Source organism: Streptomyces sp. NPDC002785 (genome assembly GCF_040295565.1).
In the GTDB taxonomy this organism is placed as follows: domain Bacteria; phylum Actinomycetota; class Actinomycetes; order Streptomycetales; family Streptomycetaceae; genus Streptomyces.
In genome coordinates this window covers 166,935-173,414 of the sequence record NZ_JBEOVN010000001.1, presented here as the reverse complement: position 1 = coordinate 173,414, position 6,480 = coordinate 166,935, and the positions used below count along the sequence as shown (strand labels likewise).

At 70.2% G+C, this 6,480-nt stretch carries 8 protein-coding genes; 5 read left to right on the top strand and 3 right to left on the bottom strand.

What is annotated here, in order from left to right; genetic code table 11:
- Positions 1-302: 302 nt before the first annotated feature.
- From ABTZ94_RS00850 to ABTZ94_RS00830, 5 genes are all read left to right on the top strand, one after another.
- On the top strand, positions 303-758 hold the full coding sequence (locus ABTZ94_RS00850; RefSeq protein ID WP_351196116.1) for a carboxymuconolactone decarboxylase family protein: 456 nt from the start codon (positions 303-305) through the stop codon (positions 756-758).
- Between the two features lie 168 nt (positions 759-926).
- Positions 927-1,367, top strand: coding sequence for a fluoride efflux transporter CrcB (gene crcB / locus ABTZ94_RS00845; RefSeq protein ID WP_502967153.1), 441 nt, complete (start codon positions 927-929; stop codon positions 1,365-1,367).
- Positions 1,364-1,720 (top strand): DUF190 domain-containing protein, encoded by a 357-nt coding sequence (locus ABTZ94_RS00840; RefSeq protein WP_351196112.1) that lies wholly within the window; start codon positions 1,364-1,366, stop codon positions 1,718-1,720. Before crcB (ABTZ94_RS00845) ends, ABTZ94_RS00840 begins: the two co-directional genes overlap by 4 nt.
- On the top strand, positions 1,717-2,091 hold the full coding sequence (gene crcB, locus ABTZ94_RS00835) for a fluoride efflux transporter CrcB (protein WP_351196110.1): 375 nt from the start codon (positions 1,717-1,719) through the stop codon (positions 2,089-2,091). The genes ABTZ94_RS00840 and crcB (ABTZ94_RS00835) overlap by 4 nt, the downstream gene beginning before the upstream one ends.
- Positions 2,092-2,548: 457 nt before the next feature.
- A complete protein-coding gene (locus ABTZ94_RS00830) occupies positions 2,549-3,313 on the top strand; it encodes an SDR family oxidoreductase (protein ID WP_351196108.1) in 765 nt (254 codons plus the stop codon).
- Positions 3,314-3,449: 136 nt separating this feature from the next.
- Here ABTZ94_RS00830 and ABTZ94_RS00825 read toward each other — a convergent pair whose 3' ends face one another.
- The 3 genes from ABTZ94_RS00825 to ABTZ94_RS00815 form a co-directional block, all read right to left on the bottom strand.
- Entirely contained in the window at positions 3,450-5,012 is a 1,563-nt protein-coding gene (locus tag ABTZ94_RS00825; RefSeq protein WP_351196106.1) for a DEAD/DEAH box helicase, read from the bottom strand.
- Positions 5,013-5,230: 218 nt separating this feature from the next.
- The gene (locus tag ABTZ94_RS00820) at positions 5,231-5,434 is read right to left on the bottom strand and encodes a cold-shock protein (RefSeq protein WP_215030177.1); all 204 of its coding nucleotides are present in this window, start codon (positions 5,432-5,434) and stop codon (positions 5,231-5,233) included.
- A gap of 384 nt (positions 5,435-5,818) precedes the next feature.
- Positions 5,819-6,166, bottom strand: a complete 348-nt coding sequence (locus tag ABTZ94_RS00815) for a MerR family transcriptional regulator (RefSeq protein WP_351196103.1) — start codon at positions 6,164-6,166, stop codon at positions 5,819-5,821.
- Positions 6,167-6,480: the final 314 nt, after the last annotated feature.

The following is a 6,480-nucleotide window of genomic DNA, read 5'->3' as shown; positions in this document are numbered from 1 at the left end:
GTTGTCGGAACGTCCGCATACATCCAGTATGCGGACGCCCCTCCGCCTTGCGATGCACCGCATCTGACGCCGCGCGCTGTCCCGCCAGGGATTACGGGACAGCCCTTAGCATCTGCGCCCGACGGAAAGCGGAATGATTAATTCTGCTCCGCATTCGCCTAACAGAGCCTCCCGAATTCACCGCGACAACAGTGTGTGGCGCCGTCTCCCGGCCCCCTTGTCACACTTTCCCTTCGCCATCCGTCGGTGCAGTGAGGGCGCGGCGGGAACGCGGCCGCGACGGATATCGAAGGAGAGTCATCATGCAGGCACGTATGCAGAACCCGGCAGAGATCATTCCCGAGGCCCTGCCGCCCGTGCTGGGCCTCGTCAAAGCCATCAGCAAGGCCGGACTGCCGGAGTCGACGCTCGAACTGGTCGGTCTGCGGGTGAGCCAGATCAACGGCTGCACCTTCTGCGTCGAAGGACACGTACGCAACGCCAGGAAGGCCGGTGAGAGCGACGAGCGGCTCTTCGCGGTGTCGGTCTGGCGGGAGGCGCCCTACTTCACCGACGCCGAGCGCGCCGCGCTCGCGCTCGCGGAGGCCGCCACCCGGCTCAGCGACCGCCCCGACCCGGTGCCGGACGACATCTGGGACGCCGCCGCCGACCACTTCACCGAGAAGGAACTCTCGGCCCTGGTCCTCGCGATCGGTCTGACGAACCTCTTCAACCGCATCAACGTCACCACCAAGCAGCCCCCCGGCAAGACCTGGTAGGCCCACGTCCGCCGGCCGTTTCGTCCCGCACCGGGGAACCGCCCGCCCGGGGCCGTCAGCTCGACGGCTTCCGGGCGGTCTCCTTGATGAAGAAGCCGGACGGTGCGCCGCATGGACCGTTCGGGTGACGGGCCCGACACGCTGGTTCAGTGCGGCGGCGATAGCCTGATGCGTGCAGCAGGCAGGAGACATGTGCGCATGGGAGCCCGGAATCCCCAAGGTTCCGTCGTCGCGGTGGTCGCGCTCGGCGGTGCACTCGGAGCATCCGCCCGCTACGGGGCCGCGCTGTTGTGGCCCACCGCCCCGGGCGGCTTCCCCTGGACGACACTGATCGTGAATGTCGTCGGCTGCGCGGTGATCGGCGTGTTCATGGTGGTGATCAGCGACGTGTGGGCGGCGCACCGGCTGGTGCGGCCGTTCTTCGGTACGGGGGTGCTGGGCGGGTTCACCACGTTCTCCACGTACGCGGTGGACATCGAGCGCCTCATCGACGGCGGCAGGACCCGCACCGGCCTGGCGTATCTGGGACTGACACCGTGCGCGGCCCTCGCGGCGGTGTGGAGTGCGGTGTGGGCGACCCGCCGCGTACTGGCGTGGAGGCAGTCATGACGACGCCGGACACGGAACGGGCACTGCGCCTGACGGTCCTCGTCGGCGAGTCCGACGGGTGGCACCACAGGCCTGTGTACACGGAGATCGTGCACCGGGCGCACCAGGCGGGATTGTCTGGCGCGAGTGTGTTCCGCGGGATCGAGGGGTTCGGCGCCTCGTCGATGATCCACACCCAGCGGCTGCTCTCACTGAGCGAGGACCTGCCGGTGGCGGTCGTGATCGTGGACGCGGAGGAGCGGATCCGCGCGTTCCTGCCGCTCATCGAAGAGCTGGTCACGGACGGCGGTCTGGTCGTCCTGGACAGCTGCGAGGTCGTCCACTACGGCGACGGCCGGGAGCGGAACCGGTGAACTGGCTGCTGGTGATCGCCGGTGCGGCGGTCGGGGCGCCCCTGCGGTATCTGACGGACCGGGCGGTGCAGTCCCGGCACGACACCGTCTTCCCGTGGGGCACCTTCGCGGTCAACGTGACCGGATCGCTGATCCTGGGCCTGCTGACCGGCGCGGTCGCGGCGGGCGCCGCGTCCTCCCCTCTGCAACTGCTGATCGGTACAGGACTGTGCGGGGCGCTCACCACGTACTCGACCTTCAGTTACGAGACGCTGCGGCTGGCCGAGGACGGGGCGAAGTTCTACGCGGCGGCCAATGTGGTGGCGAGCGTGGTGGTGGGGCTGGGCGCGGCGTTCGCCGGTGTCGCGATCGCCGAGGCGCTGTGGTCCTAGGCGGTGGAGGCGAGCGGCCGCCCGTCTCCGCTGTTGCCGGCGTCGCGGGCGTACGGACCGCCCGCCGTAGTCGGAGATGTACAGCGGCTCACCACCGGGAGCGGATGCCGTCGCCGTACCGGCCGGCAGAGACGGTCGGCGTCCCCTGCCACCGCAATGCGAGACGGTGGCAGGGGAACGCCGTTGAGGAGGAGCCGTCACCGGCGCCGGGCGATTCAACCCGTTCCACGCCGACAGCGGTCCGTCAGCCGCCGACCCTAGGCACCCGGCCCCTCCCGCACCGCACACCACGCCAAGGGCCAGCCCGGCACCACTCCAACGGCAGGCGCCCGGGATGCCCGTGGGGGCCGGGCATCACCCGCCCGGGGGCCTTGGTCCAAAGGGCGTCCGGGGAGGTGTTCTCCGTACAATCCGGGAACGACGTGACCGGCACGACCCGAGAGCGAGAGGTCCTCCAGTGGCAGTCAGCAGCACCACTCCGTCGTCGCGCCCCATCACTGTCGTCACCGGCGGCAGTCGCGGGATCGGTGCCGCGACCTGTGTCCGTCTGGCGTCCGAAGGGCACGACCTCGCCCTGGGCTTCGTGAGCAACGCCGAGGCCGCCGAGCGGACCGCGGCGGCTGTGCGGGACGCGGGGGCGCGCTGTGTCACGGTGCGGGTGGACACCTCCGTGGAGGCCGATGTGGAACGGCTCTTCGACACGGCTGCCGCGCAGCTCGGTCCGGTCACCGGACTGGTCAACAACGCGGGAGTGACAGGTCCTCTCGGCCGTCTCGTCGACACCTCCACCGAGACGCTGCGCCGGGTCCTGGACGTCAACTTCCTCGGCTATCTGCTGTGCTGCCGCCGGGCCGCGAAAGACATGGCGGCCACCGGGTCCGGCGCGATCGTCAATGTCTCCTCGGCCGCTGCCACACTCGGCAGCCCCGGGGACTTCGTCCACTACGCCGCCACGAAGGCGGCGACCGACGCCCTGACGATCGGGCTGTCCAAGGAGCTGGGGCCCGACGGCATCCGTGTCAACGCGGTCGCCCCCGGCATGATCGACACCGAGATGCACGCCACCGCGGGCGACCCCGACCGCGCAGCCGCGGCCGCGGCAGGCATCCCGCTCGGCCGCCCGGGCGCGGCCCCGGAGATCGCGTCCGCCATCGCGTGGCTGCTGTCGGGCGAGGCGTCGTATGTGACCGGGGCGGTACTGCGGGTCGCGGGCGGGCGGTAACGGGGCGGCGGGTCAGGGTCTGTCACCCGGCCCGCGCCCCCACCGCCACGATCCCGCGCGCCGGCGCTGTGCAATTCATGGAGTCCTCGCCCGGCGTACGGGACTTCATGATCGCCTGAGGGTTACTGCCCCGGGGTCACCCCGCCCGGTTGGTACGGCGCTGCTTGGATGCGGCGCGTGCCTCCGGCGTGGGCAGGTCCGAGCGGCGCGACTGCCCGGACCGGACGGGACGACTGTGCCGGCTCCGGGACGACGCGCCGCCGCTCCTGGGCCGCTCGGTCAGCGGTGCGGTGATGGTGACGGGCACCCCCGAGGGCGTCTGCGCGCCGGTGATCCGGCTCAGCTCGGCCTCGCCGGAGCGGACCTGGGCAATCTTCGGGATGATCCCGGCGTCGGCCATCAGACGGGTCATCTCACGGCGCTGGCCCGGCAGCACCAGCGTGACGACGCTGCCGGACTCACCGGCGCGGGCGGTGCGGCCGCCGCGGTGCAGGTAGTCCTTGTGGTCGCTCGGCGGGTCGACGTTGACGACCAGGTCGAGGTTGTCGATGTGGATGCCGCGCGCCGCGACGTTCGTGGCGACCAGCACCGTGACGTGCCCGGTCTTGAACCGGGCCAGGGTGCGGGTGCGCTGCGGCTGGGACTTGCCGCCGTGCAGCGCGGCAGCCCGCACCCCGCTGTTGAGCAGATGGTCGGTGAGCTTGTCCACGGCGTGCTTGGTGTCCAGGAACATGATCACCCGGCCGTCGCGGGCCGCGATCTCGGTCGTGGTGGCGTACTTGTCGGCGCCCTGCACGTAGAGCACATGGTGCTCCATCGTCGTCACAGCGCCGGCCGACGGGTCGACCGAGTGGACCACCGGGTCGTGCAGATAGCGGCGGACCAGCAGGTCGACGTTGCGGTCCAGGGTCGCCGAGAACAGCATCCGCTGCCCCTCCGGCAGCACCTGGTCGAGCAGTTCGGTGACCTGCGGCATGAACCCCATGTCGGCCATCTGGTCGGCCTCGTCGAGGACGGTGATGGCGACCCGGTCCAGCCGGCAGTCGCCGCGCTCGATGAGGTCCTTGAGCCGGCCGGGCGTGGCGACGACGACCTCGGCCCCGCCGCGCAGTGCACTGGCCTGCCGGCCGATCGACATGCCGCCGACGACGGTGGCCATGCGCAGCTTGAGCGAGCGGGCGTACGGGGTGAGCGCGTCGGTGACCTGCTGGGCCAGCTCCCGGGTGGGGACGAGCACGAGGGCCAGCGGGCGTCGGGCGTCGGCCCGGTTGCCCGCGGTACGGGCCAGCAGGGCCAGGCCGAAGGCGAGTGTCTTGCCGGAACCGGTCCGGCCGCGGCCCAGCACATCGCGCCCCGCGAGGGAGTTCGGCAGCGTGGCCCCCTGGATCGGGAACGGCGTGATGACGCCCTCGGCGGCGAGCGCCGCCAGGAGGGGCGCGGGCATGTCCAGGTCCGCGAAGGCCGCCGCGGCGGGCAGCGCAGGGGTGATGGTCTTCGGCAGCGCGAACTCGCCCTGCTTGGCGGCGGGCCTGCGGCCGAAGCCTCCGGAACGCCGGTCGGACGCGCCGTAACGGCCGGCGCCCTGCCCGCCCTGGCGGCCCGGTGACTGCGAGCGGAATCCGCCGCCGGAAGCGGTGGATCCGCCGGAGCGGGTGCGGGAGTATCGGTCGTTCGGGCGCGCTGTGCGATCGCGGTTCATACAGAACCCTTCCTCGATATGGCGCGTATCGAGGAATTCACTGAGCGACGAGCGGCGCAGGAATCGCAAGAACGGGCCGTTGACATACGTGTACAAGCCCGGCTGCGAAGAATGAGGCGTACCGGACGCGGGAAAAAACAACGAGCTGGGGCCCGCACCCGAAGGTGCGGGCCCCAGCTGCGCAAGCATCACAGCGCGTCGGCGCCGGAGCAGCGGGATCAGGCGGGGGTGATGTTCTCCGCCTGCGGGCCCTTCTGGCCCTGCGTGACGTCGAAGTTCACCTTCTGGCCTTCCTGCAGCTCGCGGAAACCGCTGGAGGCGATGTTCGAGTAGTGGGCGAAGACGTCAGGGCCGCCGCCGTCCTGCTCGATGAAGCCGAAGCCCTTTTCCGCGTTGAACCACTTGACGGTGCCAGTAGCCATGTTTTTATCTCCTTCTGGGGGCAGTGCCCGGGGATTCACACTGCGCGAATCCCGCGTCGCCGCGATGATTACCCCATCCGGAACAAAGCGCCGGAAAATACAAAAGTGCACTCATCGACACATGAAGCCGAAGAGGGCACTTGGAGTCTTTGGGAACCACAACTGCAACTTCATCCACAGTAGCACGGTGGAAGCGTCCGGGCGCGGCGGGTAATTACACTCCACCGCATACGCCATAAACTCTTGTCGCACATTGCATGGAATTCTGTGCCGACGGCAATAGATATTCACCCGTCCCGGGCGCCAGGTTCACCTGCCCCCGGCACCACGTTCACCCGTCCCCGGCGCCACGGAGGCCAAAGCGCACGCCCGGGTCCGACCGCCTCAGGAGCCCGCCGCATCGCCGGATTCCGTCGCGGGCCGACGCAGCTCCGCGTTGAGCCGCAGGGCCTCTTCGAGCTGGTCCTCCAGGATCACGATGCGACAGGCCGCCTCGATCGGCGTGCCGCCGTCGACGAGTTCACGCGCCCTGGCCGCGATGCGCAGCTGGTAGCGGGAGTAGCGGCGGTGGCCGCCCTCGGACCGCAGAGGGGTGATCAGGCGGGCCTCACCGATCGCCCGGAGGAAAGCGGGCGTGGCACCGATCATCTCCGCGGCGCGGCCCATGGTGTAGGCGGGGTAGTCGTCGTCATCGAGCCGGTCGGTGGCGTGCGGAGGAGTTCCTGTGGGCATTTGCACCTGCCGCGCATCGCTGACTTCGTTGACCGAAAGAGAAAATCTCATTGTGCGAGCCATCGCTTCTATCATAGCCGCGACAGATTTCCGTGGTCCGGGCGGGGAAATTAGCTGCGCCGAAGCCGCGCAACCGGTCGGGCGCCCCGCCCGGCGCGCCCGCCGCCGTCCGGGTGACGCGGCACGACGCAGGGCCGGCACGGGGCGGATCCGGCGCCGCGGCCCCGCACCCTCAACACCCACTGACCGACCGGTCAGTTGATGACGACCTGACCAGCAGCCATAATGTGCGTGTAGCCCTTCACGCATCCCCC